Genomic DNA, 14113 nt, shown 5'->3' on the forward strand with positions numbered 1-14113 from the left:
TGTTCCTCAGCGCGGCGCGTCGGCGCCGCCGGTGATGAGTTGGAAGCCGCGTTTGAGGTGGGTGTCGCGCGCCTTGTCGAAGGCCCGGTCCGCTTCGTCCTGCAGCAGGTATTGGCCGCGTCGCAACTGCGAGCGTCCACCGATCTCGCCGCTCTCGCGCAGCAGCTCCCAGCCGCCGAACAGATCCGGTTGCAGGGTCAGCTGGACGTAGCGGAGCGGCGCGTTGCCGCCAGGATCGTGTTGCAAGTGGATGCGCATGACGCCGATTGTAGCCGGGCGGTGCTGAAGGCTGGGAGCAGTGGGCGCGCCGGGTTGCTCCGGTTGCGAAGGGGGCATTGGCAGGCAATGCGTAGGAGCGCACCTGGGCGCGATGGGGATTTACCGGCAAGGCCCTGTCGCGCCCGGGGACGCTCCTACGAATGCGCCGGAGACTAGTGAGCGATGGCGTTGCTCAGCCCGCCAGGATCTCCAGCACTGCCGCCTCGTCGACATCGGGTACCACCTCGGCCTTGCCGATGCCGCGCCACAACACCAGCCGCAGGCGGCCGGCGATGTTCTTCTTGTCCAGCCGCATGCGCCCCAGCAAGGCTTGCGGCGACAGGCCGGGCGGAATGGCGGTCGGCAGATCGAACTCGTGCAGCAGGGCGCGCAGCGCCTCGGTGTCCTGCGCATCGCTCATGCCCAGCGCGGCCGACAGCCGGGCGGCCAGCACCATGCCCACCGCGACCGCTTCGCCATGGTTGAGGTTGTCGTTGCCGGGTGCGCCGTAGCCCTGTTCGGTCTCGATCGCATGGCCGAAGGTGTGGCCCAGGTTGAGCAGGGCACGCTCGCCCTTTTCCAGCGGGTCGCGCGCCACGATGTCGGCCTTGTGCTCGCAGCTGCGCGCGATCGCCTGCGCCAGCGCGTCGGCATCGCCCTCCAGCAGCGCGCGGCGTTCGGCATGCAGCCACTGGAAAAACAGCGGGTCGCGGATGGCGCCGTACTTGATCACCTCGGCCAGCCCGGCGCGCAGCTCGCGCGCGGGCAGGGTGTGCAAGGTGTCGGTATCGGCGATCACCGCGCGTGGCGGATGGAACGCGCCGACCAGGTTCTTGCCCTGCGGGATGTCCACCGCGGTCTTGCCGCCGACCGAGGAATCCACCATCGCCAGCAGGCTGGTGGGCAGTTGCACGCAGTCCACCCCGCGCATCCAGCAGGCCGCCGCGAAACCGGCCAGATCGCCGACCACGCCACCGCCGAGCGCGAATACGCAGGCATCGCGGGTGGCGCCCAGCTCGGCCAATGCCGCGATCGCGGCGCCGAAATTGTCCAGCGTCTTGGAAGCCTCGCCGGCGGCGATCACCAGCTCGCCCAGCTGCAGGTCCGGGCGCGCCTGCAGCAGCGCCTTGCGCAGGCCGGCAGCGTAATGCGGGGCCACCTGCGAGTCGCTGAGCAGCAATGCGTGGCGGCCACGCACATGGCTGGCCAGGCGCGCGCCGTCGGCCAGCAGGCCGGGCGCAATGGTGATGGTGTACGGCTGCGCACCGTCGACATCGACGCTGCGCGAGGAACGGGGAAGTGTCATGCGGGGGTACTCGACATACGCCATTGCGCGGCCAGGCGCAGCACCAGCTGGGCGGTGGCCTCGGCGGGGGAGAAGTGATCGGTTTCCAGGCTGAGGTCGGCGACCTCCTGGTACAGCGGGGTGCGCTGCGCGGCCATCGCGTGCAGCACCTGCTCGCGGTCGGCGCGCTGCAACAGCGGCCGGTTGCGGTCGCGCGCCAGCCGGGTGAGCTGTGCCGGCACGCTGACGTGCAGGTACACAACGAAGCCGCGCTCGCGGATGCGCTGGCGGTTGAGCGGATCCAGCACCGCGCCACCGCCGGTGGAAATCAGCTTGTTGTCCTGCTCCAGCAGCGTCTGCAGGGTCTGGCCCTCGTGCTGCCGGAACCGCGCTTCGCCATGCTGCTCGAAAATGGCCGGAATGCTGCTGCCGACCTGCTCGACGATGGCCTGGTCCACATCGACGAACTCCAGCCCGAAGCGCTCGGCCAGGCGGCGGCCGATACAGCTTTTTCCGGCGCCCATCGGGCCGACCATCACGAGATTGGGAGCGGGGTTCATGCGCAGGGATCGTAGCATTCGGGCCCGCGCATCGGGCCGATCCGCATGGACTGAAACCATTCCTGCGCGGCGCCCGTCGGCTGCACGCAGCAGCACCGACACCCGCCGCGGCGTGGAGAACGGCTGCAAGCGAACGTGGCGAGCGCTTGGCAGCCAGGCGTCGGCGACGCAAGGACGCCCAGGAGCACGCGTGCAACGTGGGAGAACACCACGGTGTCGCGCGGCGTGCTGTCAGGGTGGCGGGCGCGATTGCGCAGCACGCTTTCCGGGCGCCAGCCGCAGGTCCTGGCAGCGCGCGCGGACCTGTCAGCCGCCGCGCATAGGCGAAGCAGGCGCGATGCGCCCACAATAGGCGTCAATCTTGCTGCCCTCGCACCGCCATGACCGATCTGTACGCAGAAGCCCTTGCCACCTTTACCGCGCTGTATGCCGAGGCGCATGCCGGCGCCGAGCTCGAAGCCAGCGCAATGACCGTGGCCACCGCCAACGTGGACGGCCGGCCGAGCGCGCGCACCGTGCTGCTCAAGGCTTTCGATGCGCGCGGGTTCGTGTTCTACACCCATCTGGACAGCGCCAAGGGCCGCGACCTGCAGACCCATCCGCAGGCCGCCCTGCTGTTCCTGTGGCGCAGCCTGCGCGAGGCCGGCATCCAGGTACGCATCGAAGGCGGCGTGCAACTGGTCGGCGCGGAGGAATCGGATGCCTACTTCGCCTCGCGCCCGCGCATGAGCCAGATCGGTGCCTGGGCCTCGCTGCAGTCGCAGACGCTGGGCTCGCGCGAGGAATTCGACGCGGCCATCGCCAAGGTCGAAGCCACCTTCGAAGGCCGCGAGGTGCCGCGTCCGGATGGCTGGGGCGGGTTCCGGGTGGTGCCGCAGGCATTCGAGTTCTGGTACGGCGCCACGTTCCGCCTGCACGAGCGCTGGCGTTACGAGGCCGATGCGGCAAGCCACTGGAGCAAGCGGATGCTGTATCCGTGAGCGCGCAGGCCGGGTGGCGGGTGCGTGCGGCGGTCGGCACCGATGCGCAGGCATTGCAGGCCTTGCGCCTGGCCTTGTGGCCGGATGCCGACGATGGCGTCGCCGACGACAGCGTCGCCGAGCTGCAGGCCGCGCTGGTGCAGGCAGACGCCAGCCACCTGCTGGTGGTGGACGACGCGGATGCGGCGCTGGGGTTTGCCGAGGTCTCGGTGCGCCACGACTACGTCAACGGCACCGACAGTACGCCGGTGGGCTTTCTGGAAGGCTGGTATGTGAGTCCAGCCTGGCGCGGCCGCGGGCTGGGGCGCGCGCTGGTGGCCGCGGCAGTGGAGTGGACGCGGGAGCAGGGCTGCGCGGAGCTGGCCTCCGATGCGCGGCTGGAAGACAGCGGCGCCCAGGCGGCGCATGCGGCATGCGGCTTCGAGCCGACTGAACGGGTGGTCTACTACCGCCTGCCGCTGGCCTGACCGGCCGACGTCCGGCCCTTTCTGCCGGTCGCGGACAGTCTGTAGTATGTCCGCCCATTGCACGACCGTTGCCGCATCACTGCATCTGCATCACCACCGCTGCATGACCAAAGGACAGGACATCGTATGACGCAGTACACCACTGTCGAATTGCACGGCCTGCTGGCCGAGCGCTACCGCGACCAGCCGATCGAGGTCGAGCTGATCGACGGCCTGGAACCGGCCATCAACCTCACCCTGGCCGAGCATGGCGACATGCAGATCCAGGTCGCCGCCTCCGGCTCGCAGGTGTTCGTCTCCACGCTGCTGGCCAATGCCGACCAGGTCAGCGACCGCGCGGCGTTCAACGATGCCTGCCTGCGGCTCAACCCGCTCAACCCGTTGTCCAACCTGGGCCTGGTGCAGGTCGACGGCAAGGACAGCTATGTGGTCTTCGGCGAACTGTCGGCGTCGTCCACGCTCGACCAGATCGACGAGGAAATCCAGACCCTGGCGGCCAATACGCTGGATGCCGCCGAATCTCTCAAGCCGTTCTTTTCCTAAAGGCGTGTTGTCATGAGTATCTTTTCAAAGCTGATCACGCTGCTGCGTGGCACTGCACACGAAACCGGCCAGAAGGCGGTCGACGCCAACGCGCTGCGCATCCTGGACCAGGAAATGCGCGATGCCGGTGCCCAGCTCACGCGCTCGCGTGAAGAGCTGACCAAGCTGATGGCGCAGAGCAAGCTTGCCCAGCAGAAGATCGACGCGCGCGCCGGCAAGATGGCCGAATACACGCGCTACATCGAAGGTGCGCTGGCCAAGGGCGACGAATCGCTGGCCCACGACGTGGCGAGCAAACTCGCCGCGCTGGAAAGCGAGGACGCCGGCGACAAGGCCTCCAAGACGGCGTTGGACCAGTCGGTGGTGACGCTCAAGGCCACCATCCAGAAGACCGAGAACCAGCTGCGCGGCATGCGCCAGCAGATCGATACGGTCAAGGCCACCGACGCGGTGCAGAAGGCACAGGCGGCGATTGCCGCGCGGCATTCCGGCGCCAGCAGCAAGATGGGCTCGGCACTGGAATCGCTGGAGCGGATCAAGGCGCGTCAGGCCGAGACCTCCGCACGCATCGAATCGGCCGAAGAGCTGGAAGCGTCCAGCGGCGACGGCGACCTGAACCGGCGTCTGGCCGCGGCCGGCCTGATGGAAGGCGAGTCCAACGCCGCCGCCGTGCTGGCACGCTTCAAGAAGCCGGCCCAGCTCGGCCACGACACCGCCGGCGGCAGCGCGCCGCTGATCGGCCAGGTGCGCGACGTGCAGCAGGTTCCGCGCAGCGACAGCTGATCCGCCGCACGGCACAGGACGCGCCATGATCATCGTCGGAAAGCTGTTGCGGGTATTGCGGCGCCACGTGCGCCGCGTCAGCTGGGGCATGGTGGCGCTGGCATTGCTGGCGCACATGGCGCTGAGCTGGGTGTTGCTGCTGCTGGCCGGCGAGCACAGGCTCGTTGGCCTGGACGCGTTTCCGTATTACTACATGACCACCGCCACCACCATCGGCTACGGCGACCTGTCGCCGGGTTCGGTGGCCGGGCGCTATATCGCCGCGTTCGTGCTGATGCCGGGCGCAGTGGCGCTGTTCGCCACGGTGCTGGCCAAGACCAGCGGCGTGCTCATTACCTTCTGGAGGCGCCACCACATGGGCAAGATGGCTTACGCCGATCTGCGCGGGCACACCATCCTGATCGGCTGGCAGGGCGCCGCGTCCATGCGCCTGGTGGAGCTGTTGCTGTCCGACACCGCCACCGACGACGAAGGCGTGGTGCTGATCGCCGAGGGCGTGGCCGAGAACCCGATGCCCGACCATATGCGCTTCATTGCCGCCGAGTCGTATACGCATACCGAGGTCTACCTGCGTGCCGGCATCGCCGGCGCGGCGCGGGTGATCGTCAACCCGCCCTCGGACGACCAGACCCTGGCGGCGGTGTTCGCGCTGATGGCGCATGCGCCGCGTGCGCACATCGTGGCGCACTTCGACTCGGGCAGCGCCGCGCGGCTGGTCAATTGCCACTATCCGGCGATCGAATGCACGCGGCCGATGACCGCCGAGATCCTGGCCCGCGCTGCGCAGGATCCGGGCAGCGCGGCGATCATGGCCGAACTGCTGTCGGTGGACGATGGCCCGACCCAGTTCAGCCTGGCGGTTCCTGCCGATGTCGACCCGCTGGACTACCGCCTGCTGGCCGCCGATTTTGGCCAGCGTGGCGCCCTGTTGCTGGGCCTGCGCGCGCCCGATGGCGCGCTGCGCTTGAACCCGCCCGCACACACCGCGGTGCCGGCCGGTGCCATGCTGTACTACCTGGCCGAACAGCGCGTGCCCGCGCATGCCATCGCATGGCAGGCGCTGCGCGCTGCCACCGTGTCCCGTTCCCCATCGCCACAAGGTGCATGACGATGAGTTTTTTCAGCAAGTTGTTCGGTCAACCACAACCGCCGCCGTTGCCCGCATCCGGCACTGGCGCCATCGGTCACGCGCTGCCGCTGGGCTTGCGCGTGGGGGGGCAGCTGGAGATCGATACCACGTTGTACCGCATGGCACCGGAGGCCATGACCGCCGAGTTGCCGGGTGGGCATCAAGGCATTCCGTGCTACGGCCACGTCAATCTGGGCGATGGCTATGCCCTGCATCGTTTCTATCTGGACGACGATGCGTTCCTGCAGGTCACCACGGTCGGCGGCGATCTGGAAGCGATGAAGGCGTTCGTGTATTGCGAGACGGTCAATCCGCCCAGCAAGCAGGCGTTTCAGGAGTTCGTGATGCAGCATCCGCATCTGGGTGCGGCGCAGATCGAGTACGCCGGCAAGCGCTGGCAACGCGCCACGCAGTCCACCGACGATGCCGCGCGGATTCCGCCGATCGCCTACGACGAAGTGCTGTACCGCTATCAGCCGCCACGCCGCGATGGCGATCTGACCCACTACGCCATGCTCTACAGCCGCGATGTGCCGGAGCTACAGCGCGAGGAATTCCTGCTGGTCACCGGCGAGGATTCCGGCCCCAACGAATTCTGCGTCACCTATGCAGTCGGCATCGATGTCACCGTCGCCGATCTGGATATCACCTGAGCGTGCGCGCTCGTCTTCCACCTACACTGGTCCTGTCATGAACCCGATCAACCTGCAGAGTTTTCTCGCGTTTCTTTCCTACTTCGGCACCGGCCTGGGCGTGTTGATCGTCGCGGTGGTGTTGGTGACCCTGGTCACCCCGCACAAGGATTTCACCCTGCTGCGGCAAGGCAACGTGGCTGCGGCCACCGCGTTGGCCGGCAACCTGATCGGTGTGGCATTGCCGCTGCATTCGGCCATCACCCATTCGGTGAGCCTGGTCGATGCGCTGATCTGGGGTGCGGTCGCCTGCGGCATCCAGGTCGTGGCGTATCTGCTGGCCAACCTGGTAGCCGGGCGCATCTCGCGGCAGATCACCGACAACGTCACCGCCGCCGGCATCTTCTCGGCCGGCGTGTCGATCGCGGTCGGGCTGATCAATGCCGCAGCGATCACGCCGTAACGGAGCGCAGGCATGAAGCGATCACGCAATCTCAAGCTCACCCTGATGGCCGCATTGCCGGCCGCCTTCTTCACCGGCTGCGGTTCCGAACCGGAAACCGGCGTGGTGCTGCAGTCGGCCTCCGACTGCTACCAGATCAAGCAGGAACAGACCGACATCCAGCAATGCCTCAAGGCCTACGACGAGGCGGTGGCCAAGCACCAGCAGGCCGCGCCGCGCTTCAATACGCGCTACGAGTGCGACGAGCAGTTCGGCAGTTGCACGGCGGTGCAGACGGCGCAGGGCCAGCAGAGCTGGATCCCGCCGATGGGCGGGTTTTTGCTGGGCTACGCGTTGGGCAACATGACCGGTGGTGGCGGCTATCGCTATGGCGGCGCGGTGCCGCTGTACCGCGATTACCGCAGCGGTGGGTACTACAAGCCCAATGGCGATCTGGCCAGCAACCGCGTCGGCACCGTCCGCGGGCGCAGCGGTGCCATCGACATGCCGTCGCGGGCGATCACCGTGTCGCGCTCGGGTTTCGGCTCCAGTGCGGCGGCGCGCAGTTCGTTCGGTAGCGGCGGGCGCAGCTCCGGATACGGCGGCTGACATGCAACGGATCGCAATTGCCGAGCGCCCGGACTGGCGCGAGCAGGCCGAGGCGCTCGGCTTCCATTTCCACACCATCGACGGCGAGCGGTACTGGGACGAAAGCGCGTACTACGCGTTTACGCTGCAGCAGATCGAACACGACATCGAGGCGCCCACGCAAGAACTGCACGACATGGCAATGCAGTTGGTGGACGAGGTGGTGGGCTCGGAACAGCTGATGACACAGCTGGCGATCCCGCCGTTCTACTGGGATTGGATCGCCACCTCGTGGAAGAACCGCGACCCGCATCTGTACGGCCGCATGGACCTGGCCTATGCCGGCAACGGCCCGGCCAAGCTGTATGAGCTCAACTACGACACGCCGACCTCGCTGTACGAATCGGCGTATTTCCAGTGGCTGTGGCTGGAACAGCAGATCGCCGCCGGTGCGCTGCCCAAGGGCACCGATCAGTACAACCTGATCCAGGACCTGCTGTGCGAAACCCTGGGCGCGCTGGCGGTGGATGGCGCGCTCGGTGCGCAGATGCATTTCTCCGCGGTGCGCGAGTCGCTGGAAGACCGCGCCACGGTGCGCTACCTGCGCGACTGCGCGCATCAGGTGGGCATCATTACCGAGGAAGTGGCCATCGAAGACATCGGCCTGAGCGCCGATGGCTGGTTCACCGACGAGCAGGACCGGGTGATCCACACGCTGTTCAAGCTCTACCCGCTGGAATTCATGATGGAAGAACGCTTCGGCCCGGCGCTGTGCGCCAACCGCGTGCGCCTGATCGAGCCGGCTTGGAAATCGGTGCTGAGCAACAAGGGCATCCTGCCGCTGCTGTGGGAGCGGCATCAGGGCCATCCCAACCTGCTGCCGGCGCACTTTGCGCAAGCGGGCGAAGCGCCCACGGCAGGCTGGGTACGCAAGCCGCTGCTGTCGCGCGAGGGCGCCAATATTTCCCTGGTCACTACCCAAGGCGACGCTGCGCAGACCGACGGCCCGTATGTGGACGGGCCGGCGATCCTGCAGGCGCATCATCCGTTGCCGGTGTTCGATGGCCGGCATGCGCTGGTGGGCAGCTGGGTGGTGGCCGATCGTCCGGCCGGGCTGGGCATGCGCGACGACGACGGCCCGATCACCCGCGACACCTCGCGCTTCGTGCCGCACGTGATTCTGGACTGATGCTGCAGGAGTGCGCATCGCCGCCGTGGCGCGGCGGTGCCGTGTGTTGCGATCGCCCTTGCATATGCGCGTGAGTGAAGCGCTTGCTCCGCATGGCCGGGCCGTACGCCATGGCCCGCGCCGCGTGACGCGGCTGCCATGCCGCATCGCCCGACACACGCTGCAGTGGCGCGCAAGCCCTGCGCTGCCTGCCGCGCAGCGCAGGTTTTCCACATCGCCTGTGGATGGAACTTGCACAAGGCTGTGGACAAGTGGGCGCAGGCCCCGGCCTGCAACGCTGTCAAGATGGGTGGCGAAAAAATGGCCAGCTGCTCGCGGATGCGTCTTTCCGGCCTCGATCGCAGCGATCTCGACAGGATCGGCAAAGTCGGTCGCGCCGTGAGCGGTGCGGCGTCCCGGTCTGCCTTGCGCCATGCCATGGCGCCGTGCCGAGCGTCCAGATCATGCAAGTCGTGCAGAGCGCGCGCGCTGCATGCGATGCAGGCGATACACAGCGACCGAGCGCAACGCATCGGCGCTGGCGATCAGTGCTTCCTTTCCTTACTTCGACACTTTGCCCACATCGCATATCGCACACCCGTCACCCATCACACCCGCCGCGCCACGAACAAGCCCGCCACCGCCAGCAGCCACGCCAGGGCGAACACGCTCAGGTAGGCGCCCGCAGTCGCGGAGGCCAGCAGCGCGGCGAACAATGCACCGGCCAACGCCAGCATGCCGGCCACCGCAATCGCCTCGCTCAACTGCAGTGCCGAACTGTTGGCGCCTTGCTGCGCCGGCGGCGACAGCGACAACGTCAACACCGACAGGCTCGGATACAGCAGGCCCATGCCCAGGCCGGTCAGCGCCCAGCCGGCAATCGCCACCGGCACCGGGATGACCGGCCACACCGCCCCCGCACTGATCACGATGCCCAGCGACATAAAGGACGCACCGGTCGTGAGCAGGCGTGGGCGCGACCAGCCGGCGCGGCTATGGCCCTGGTACCAGGAGCCACTGAACCAGCCCAGCGCGCCGACGCTCAGCGCCACGCCGGCCAGCAGTGGCGACAGGCCGCGCTCGCGCGACAGCAGCAATGGCAGGAACGCTTCGAAGCCGAAGAAGGCCGCCGCGGCGATCCCGCGCAGCGCGATCACGCTGGGCAGCCCGCGCGCAAGCCGCAGGGTGCCGGCCGGCAACAGTTGCCAGGCGCAGCACACGGTGAGCAGCAATGCCGGCAGCATCGCCAGCAACGCGCTCGTGCCGTGCAATTGCCCGCCCAGATACACGCCGAGTACGCCCACTGCCGCTCCCACCGCCCAGCGCAACGCGGAATCCGACGCGCCGGCTGCGTCGCTGGACCAGGTGCGCCCCCGGATCGCCGGCCACAGCATCAGCCCGGCCGGAATCGCCAGCAGCGGCACAGACAGGAACACCCAGCGCCAGCCGACGTGCTGCACGATCCATCCACTGATGCCCGGCCCGATCAACGACGGCACCACCCAGCCGGCCGAAAACGCGGCAAACACGCGGGGCCGCAAGGCGTCCGGATACAAGCGCCCGACGATCACGTACAGCGCCACCGAATACGCGCCGGCCCCCAGGCCCTGCAGCAGACGGCCGGAAATCAGCACCGGCATGCTCGGCGCCAGTCCTGCCACCAGCAGGCCGATCACGAAGCACAGCAGGCCGTAAGCCAGCGCCCCGCCGGGGCCACGCCGGTCGCTCCAGCGCCCGGCGGCGGTCATGCCGACCACGCTGGTCGCCAGGGTGCCGCCGAACGCCAGCGCGTACAGCGGCAAGCCATTCAATTCGTGCGCGACGGTCGGCATGGCGGCGGCCACCGCCAGCGATTCGAAGGCATTGAGCGACACCAGCGCCACCATGCCCAGCGTTGCGGCGCGATACGGAGCGGCCAGGATGGAGCTGGGTGAGGTGTCGCCAGGTGAGCTGGCGGGCAGGGCGGTATCGGTGGGCATCGAGCATCCAGGACGGCAGGGTGTAGAGCCATGACGCCGGTGCTTGCACCGGTCATGGCCGCGCAGCATCCTGCCTCAACCAAGGTTGAGGTCAAGGCAATGCAGCGTGAGTTGTCCGTGGGCGAGGTGGCCAAGCGTAGCGGCGTGGCGGTGTCGGCATTGCATTTCTACGAGCGCAAGGGCTTGATCTGCAGCCTGCGTACTGCGGGAAATCAACGCCGCTATGCGCGCGATGTGTTGCGGCGCATCGCCGTGATTCGCGTGGCGCAACGGCTCGGCGTGCCGTTGCAGCAGGTGCTGGATGCGTTCTCGGTGCTGCCGGACCAGCGCACGCCCACGCGTGCGGAATGGGCACGCATGTCGGCTCGCTGGCGCGGGCAACTGGATGCGCGCATCGCCGAACTGCAGGCCTTGCGCGACCAGCTCACCGACTGCATCGGTTGCGGCTGTCTGTCGCTGCGCCGCTGCCGGCTGAGCAATCCGGGCGATACGCTGGCCGAGGGCGGGGATGGCGCATTGCGACTGTCGCGGCCTGCAGCCGGCTGAAGTGACGTGCGCCGGCTGCGCCGCCGTGACGTGATCGACATCTGCAGCGCGCGCGCGGACCGTGGCGGCTGCGCCGCTGCTGCATGCCGGACGGCCCGTCACCCTCGAGGCTGCAATGCCGCCACCGGGACCAATGGCAGTACCGTGACGGGGGAAGACGACCGTAGGATGGGGTTCCCCTCCGCCGCAGGACTTCACGCATGTTCCCCACCTTGCGCCGATCGCTCGCCGTTGCGCTGTCGCTGGCGTGCGTCACCTCGTACGCGCACGCCGCGCCCGCAGCCAGCGCCACCGCGCCGGCGAGTGCTTTCGATCCGCTGGCCCTGTTCGCACCGCTGCAACTGCCCGATGCGCCCAATGCCTACCGCAGCGGCAGCGGCGTCCCCGGCCCGTTGTTCTGGCAGAACCGTGCCGACTACACGCTCAACGCCAGCATCGACCCGGCGACCCACACGCTCACCGGCGAGGCGGCGATCCACTACACCAACCGCAGCCCGGACACGCTGGATGTGCTGTGGCTGCAACTGGACCAGAACATCTACCGCGCCGATGCGCGCGCTGCCGCCAGCCGGCCCTCGCGCCGCACCCAGTTCACTGATGGCATGCAGATCGCCAGTGTCGAGATCGACGACGGCGGGCGTCGCCAGCCCGCGCACTTCGTCGTCGACGACACCCGCATGCGGGTGGACCTGCCGCAGCCGTTGGCGGGGCAGGGCAAGGCGCTGACCATGCATATCCGCTACCGCTACACGATTCCGGGCACCTGGGGCGGGCGCACCGCGGTCAGTGCCAGCAAGCAGGGCGAGATCTACGAGATCGCGCAGTGGTATCCGCGCATGGCCGTCTACGACGACCTGCGCGGCTGGGATACGCAGCCGTACCTGGGCTCGGAGTTCTATCTGGAGTACGGCGACTTCGACTACGCGGTGACCGTACCGGAGGGCTTCCTGGTCGCCGGTTCCGGCGCGTTGACCAATCCGGCCGAGGTGCTCGGCCGCACCGAGCAGCAACGCCTGCAACAGGCACGCAGCAGCGATCGCACGGTGCTGATCCGCACGCCCGAGGAAGTGACCGCGCGCGCGGCCAAACCCGCGGGGACCACCACGCGCACCTGGCGCTTCCATATGGACAACACCCGCGATGTGGCGTTTGCCGCCTCGCCAGCATTTGTGTGGGATGCCGCGCGCATCAAGTTGCCAGGCGGCAAGACCTCGCTGGCGATGTCGGTGTATCCGCTGGAAGGTGTGGGCGCGGACAAGTGGAACCGCTCCACCGAATACGTCAAAGGCGCGATCGAACATTTCTCGCAGTGGTACCCCTATCCGTGGCCGGCCGCGATCAACCTGGGCGGGTACGGTGCAGGCATGGAGTATCCGGGCATCGTCTTCGACGGTTTCGAAGACAGCGGCAAGGAGTTGTTCTGGATCACCGCGCACGAGATCGGCCACACCTGGTTCCCGATGATTGTCGGCTCCAACGAGCGCCGCCACGCGTTCATGGACGAAGGCTTCAACACCTTCATCGACGTCTATGCGTCCGATGCCTTCAACAAGGGCGAGTACGCGCCCAAGCGCGACTCGGAATATGCGCCGAAGGGTGGCAACCCGGTCGACGAAATCCTGCCGCTGCTGGCCGATGCCGGCGCGCCGACATTGATGGACAACGCCGATTCCACCAGCGAGACCTACCGTCATTCGTTGACCTATTTCAAGGGCGCATTGGGCTTGGTGCTGTTGCGCGAGCAGATCCTGGGGCCGGAACGCTTCGATCCGGCCTTCCGCAAATACATCGCGAGCTGGGCCTACAAGCACCCCACGCCGTCGGATTTCTTCCGGCTGATGGAAAGCGAGAGTGGCGAGAATCTGGCCTGGTGGTGGCGCGGTTGGTATCTCAACAACTGGCAGCTGGATATGGGCATCAGCGAGGCCCATTACGTCGATCACGATCCTGCCAAGGGCCTGCAACTCACCCTGCGCAGCAGCCAGAAACTGGTGATGCCGGTCACCGTGCGGGTGGACCTGGCCGACGGCAGCCATCTGGACCGCCGCGTGCCGGTGGAAACCTGGCTGCAGAACACGGCGCCCAAGCTGACGTTGCCGACCACGCAGAAAGTGCTGCATGTGACGCTGGATCCGGACCATGTATTGCCCGATGCCCAGCGTGGCGATAACCAGCTGGAGATGATCGGCTAGTGGGTGCCGGTGCAGGCATCTGCGCTGCAATGGCGCAGATGCTTCGGGCTTTCAGCGCACGCGGCTTACCGTCGGCAACGGCGCAATCGATTACAGCGATTGCGCCGTTTCTCGTTGCGCCGTGCAGTCCGATGTCGAGCACAATCGCGCGACGATGTGCTCGCATCGTCGCGCGATTGTCATGCAGGTGTGCCGCTCGGCACGCAGCTATCGAAGGCTGCCGCGTTGCGATCCTAGCGACGCTTTGCGCAACTGTTCCATGCGGTGTTCTCGCCGCTACGCGACGACGTGCGACAACGCCGCTGCAGCGCATTTGTTGAGGTCACAGGCTGGTAACGCTTACAGCCACACTGCGTCTGCATTCGTGCTGCGGACTCAAGCGCACGCGGTGTTGTGTGCCTGCGTGTGGCCTGGTGTGTTTGCTGCAACGCACGGTGACAAGCCCCGGCACGCATGACTAGGCTGCGCCGCGTGTTAGCGCTATCAGCTTTCTGCATCGCCTGCTGACACCGGGATGAGTGCAGAGGCGCACGGCAGTGCATGTCTTGCAGGCGTACTGGT

Annotated in this window: 15 protein-coding genes; 11 read left to right on the plus strand and 4 right to left on the minus strand. The window is 67.4% G+C overall.

Translation table 11 applies throughout. The annotated features are described in order from the left end of the window. Positions 1-6: 6 nt before the first annotated feature. The 3 genes from FHT08_RS04255 to FHT08_RS04265 all read right to left on the minus strand — a co-directional run bounded on the left by FHT08_RS04255 (position 7) and on the right by FHT08_RS04265 (position 2103). Complete coding sequence (locus FHT08_RS04255; RefSeq protein WP_166774386.1) at positions 7-258, minus strand: WGR domain-containing protein; 252 nt, start codon at positions 256-258, stop codon at positions 7-9. A gap of 193 nt (positions 259-451) precedes the next feature. Further along, a complete protein-coding gene (gene aroB, locus FHT08_RS04260; protein WP_166774387.1) occupies positions 452-1564 on the minus strand; it encodes a 3-dehydroquinate synthase in 1113 nt (370 codons plus the stop codon). After that, the gene (locus FHT08_RS04265) at positions 1561-2103 is read right to left on the minus strand and encodes a shikimate kinase (protein ID WP_104535977.1); all 543 of its coding nucleotides are present in this window, start codon (positions 2101-2103) and stop codon (positions 1561-1563) included. The genes aroB and FHT08_RS04265 overlap by 4 nt, the downstream gene beginning before the upstream one ends. Positions 2104-2483: 380 nt before the next feature. Between FHT08_RS04265 and pdxH the strand changes: the two genes are divergently transcribed. The 9 genes from pdxH (at position 2484) to FHT08_RS04310 (ending at position 8856) form a co-directional block, all read left to right on the plus strand. Then, on the plus strand, positions 2484-3083 hold the full coding sequence (pdxH, locus tag FHT08_RS04270; RefSeq protein ID WP_104535976.1) for a pyridoxamine 5'-phosphate oxidase: 600 nt from the start codon (positions 2484-2486) through the stop codon (positions 3081-3083). Between the two features lie 53 nt (positions 3084-3136). After that, the gene (gene aac(6') / locus FHT08_RS04275; protein WP_243848975.1) at positions 3137-3550 is read left to right on the plus strand and encodes an aminoglycoside 6'-N-acetyltransferase; all 414 of its coding nucleotides are present in this window, start codon (positions 3137-3139) and stop codon (positions 3548-3550) included. 126 nt (positions 3551-3676) lie between these two features. Next, positions 3677-4093 carry a YjfI family protein gene (locus tag FHT08_RS04280; RefSeq protein ID WP_104533991.1) on the plus strand — a complete coding sequence of 139 codons (417 nt, stop codon included), beginning with the start codon at positions 3677-3679 and terminating at the stop codon, positions 4091-4093. Between the two features lie 12 nt (positions 4094-4105). Continuing rightward, on the plus strand, positions 4106-4876 hold the full coding sequence (locus tag FHT08_RS04285) for a PspA/IM30 family protein (RefSeq protein ID WP_166774389.1): 771 nt from the start codon (positions 4106-4108) through the stop codon (positions 4874-4876). A gap of 25 nt (positions 4877-4901) precedes the next feature. After that, positions 4902-5984 (plus strand): ion channel, encoded by a 1083-nt coding sequence (locus FHT08_RS04290; RefSeq protein WP_166774390.1) that lies wholly within the window; start codon positions 4902-4904, stop codon positions 5982-5984. Next, entirely contained in the window at positions 5981-6658 is a 678-nt protein-coding gene (locus FHT08_RS04295; RefSeq protein ID WP_166774391.1) for a YjfK family protein, read from the plus strand. Before FHT08_RS04290 ends, FHT08_RS04295 begins: the two co-directional genes overlap by 4 nt. Before the next feature lie 37 nt (positions 6659-6695). Then, a complete protein-coding gene (locus tag FHT08_RS04300; protein ID WP_005995053.1) occupies positions 6696-7100 on the plus strand; it encodes a DUF350 domain-containing protein in 405 nt (134 codons plus the stop codon). Positions 7101-7112: 12 nt separating this feature from the next. Next, entirely contained in the window at positions 7113-7688 is a 576-nt protein-coding gene (locus FHT08_RS04305) for a DUF1190 domain-containing protein (RefSeq protein ID WP_166774392.1), read from the plus strand. Position 7689: 1 nt separating this feature from the next. Beyond that, a complete protein-coding gene (locus FHT08_RS04310) occupies positions 7690-8856 on the plus strand; it encodes a glutathionylspermidine synthase family protein (RefSeq protein ID WP_166774393.1) in 1167 nt (388 codons plus the stop codon). A 587-nt stretch (positions 8857-9443) separates the two neighbouring features. Here FHT08_RS04310 and FHT08_RS04315 read toward each other — a convergent pair. Then, positions 9444-10814, minus strand: coding sequence for an MFS transporter (locus tag FHT08_RS04315; protein ID WP_166774394.1), 1371 nt, complete (start codon positions 10812-10814; stop codon positions 9444-9446). Positions 10815-10913: 99 nt separating this feature from the next. On the opposite strand from FHT08_RS04315, the gene soxR reads away from it, so the two are divergent. Together soxR and FHT08_RS04325 are read left to right on the plus strand one after the other, a co-directional pair. After that, positions 10914-11360 carry a redox-sensitive transcriptional activator SoxR gene (gene soxR, locus FHT08_RS04320; protein ID WP_104607027.1) on the plus strand — a complete coding sequence of 149 codons (447 nt, stop codon included), beginning with the start codon at positions 10914-10916 and terminating at the stop codon, positions 11358-11360. Between the two features lie 200 nt (positions 11361-11560). Further along, complete coding sequence (locus FHT08_RS04325; RefSeq protein WP_166774395.1) at positions 11561-13552, plus strand: M1 family metallopeptidase; 1992 nt, start codon at positions 11561-11563, stop codon at positions 13550-13552. The last annotated feature ends 561 nt before the right edge of the window (positions 13553-14113 follow it).

It is taken from the genome of Xanthomonas sp. CFBP 8151, from assembly GCF_011761885.1.
Lineage (GTDB): Bacteria > Pseudomonadota > Gammaproteobacteria > Xanthomonadales > Xanthomonadaceae > Xanthomonas > Xanthomonas arboricola_B.

Bases quoted from the DNA above. Each gene is read 5' to 3' on its own strand.
- FHT08_RS04295 (WP_166774391.1), top strand. From the start codon at position 5,981: ATGACGATGAGTTTTTTCAGCAAGTTGTTCGGTCAACCACAACCGCCG.
- aroB (WP_166774387.1), bottom strand. From the start codon at position 1,564: ATGACACTTCCCCGTTCCTCGCGCAGCGTCGATGTCGACGGTGCGCAG.
- FHT08_RS04300 (WP_005995053.1), top strand. From the start codon at position 6,696: ATGAACCCGATCAACCTGCAGAGTTTTCTCGCGTTTCTTTCCTACTTC.
- FHT08_RS04315 (WP_166774394.1), bottom strand. From the start codon at position 10,814: ATGCCCACCGATACCGCCCTGCCCGCCAGCTCACCTGGCGACACCTCA.
- FHT08_RS04325 (WP_166774395.1), top strand. From the start codon at position 11,561: ATGTTCCCCACCTTGCGCCGATCGCTCGCCGTTGCGCTGTCGCTGGCG.
- pdxH (WP_104535976.1), top strand. From the start codon at position 2,484: ATGACCGATCTGTACGCAGAAGCCCTTGCCACCTTTACCGCGCTGTAT.
- soxR (WP_104607027.1), top strand. From the start codon at position 10,914: ATGCAGCGTGAGTTGTCCGTGGGCGAGGTGGCCAAGCGTAGCGGCGTG.
- FHT08_RS04255 (WP_166774386.1), bottom strand. From the start codon at position 258: ATGCGCATCCACTTGCAACACGATCCTGGCGGCAACGCGCCGCTCCGC.
- FHT08_RS04290 (WP_166774390.1), top strand. From the start codon at position 4,902: ATGATCATCGTCGGAAAGCTGTTGCGGGTATTGCGGCGCCACGTGCGC.
- FHT08_RS04265 (WP_104535977.1), bottom strand. From the start codon at position 2,103: ATGAACCCCGCTCCCAATCTCGTGATGGTCGGCCCGATGGGCGCCGGA.
- FHT08_RS04305 (WP_166774392.1), top strand. From the start codon at position 7,113: ATGAAGCGATCACGCAATCTCAAGCTCACCCTGATGGCCGCATTGCCG.
- FHT08_RS04310 (WP_166774393.1), top strand. From the start codon at position 7,690: ATGCAACGGATCGCAATTGCCGAGCGCCCGGACTGGCGCGAGCAGGCC.
- FHT08_RS04285 (WP_166774389.1), top strand. From the start codon at position 4,106: ATGAGTATCTTTTCAAAGCTGATCACGCTGCTGCGTGGCACTGCACAC.
- FHT08_RS04280 (WP_104533991.1), top strand. From the start codon at position 3,677: ATGACGCAGTACACCACTGTCGAATTGCACGGCCTGCTGGCCGAGCGC.